At 62.7% G+C, this 432-nt stretch carries 1 protein-coding gene; it reads left to right on the top strand.

Annotation, left to right across the window (positions count from 1 at the left end; genetic code table 11):
• Positions 1-73 precede the first annotated feature (73 nt).
• Positions 74-432, top strand: a 359-nt coding sequence (locus C6W92_RS17500; RefSeq protein WP_241691210.1) for a transposase, incomplete at its 3' end; no start/stop codon positions are given.

Here is a 432-nt window from a genome sequence, read left to right as displayed (position 1 = left end):
GGAACGTCTGAAAAACCTGCGACTTTCTGCCTAATCTGATAGGTTTGGGGCGTCCGCCAGAGGAGTCCTGCCGATGCCGAAACAGCCCGCCTTTCCCAGCCTGCGTGATGCGATGAAGAAGAAGGTGACGCGGCGCGAGCGGTTCCTGGCCGAGATGGATGCGGTGGTTCCGTGGGACCAGCTTCTCGCGCTGATTGAACCCCATTATCCGAAGGTCGGCCCCAGGGGCGGGCGCCCGCCGATGCCGCTCGAGACGATGCTGCGGGTCTACTTCCTGCAGAACTGGTATGCCCTGAGCGATCCGATGGCCGAGGAGACGCTTTACGACAGCGAGGCGATGCGGCGGTTCGCCGGGGTCGAGTTGGGCGATGACCGTATCCCTGACGAGACCACGATCCTCAACTTCCGCCACCTGCTGGAACGGTATCGGCT

Origin of the sequence: Roseovarius sp. A46 (genome assembly GCF_004126395.1) — a bacterium.
GTDB classification, from domain to species: Bacteria; Pseudomonadota; Alphaproteobacteria; order Rhodobacterales; family Rhodobacteraceae; genus Roseovarius; species Roseovarius nitratireducens.
The sequence above is the reverse complement of the archived record's forward strand: the minus strand, read 5'-3'. Positions and strand labels throughout refer to the sequence as shown.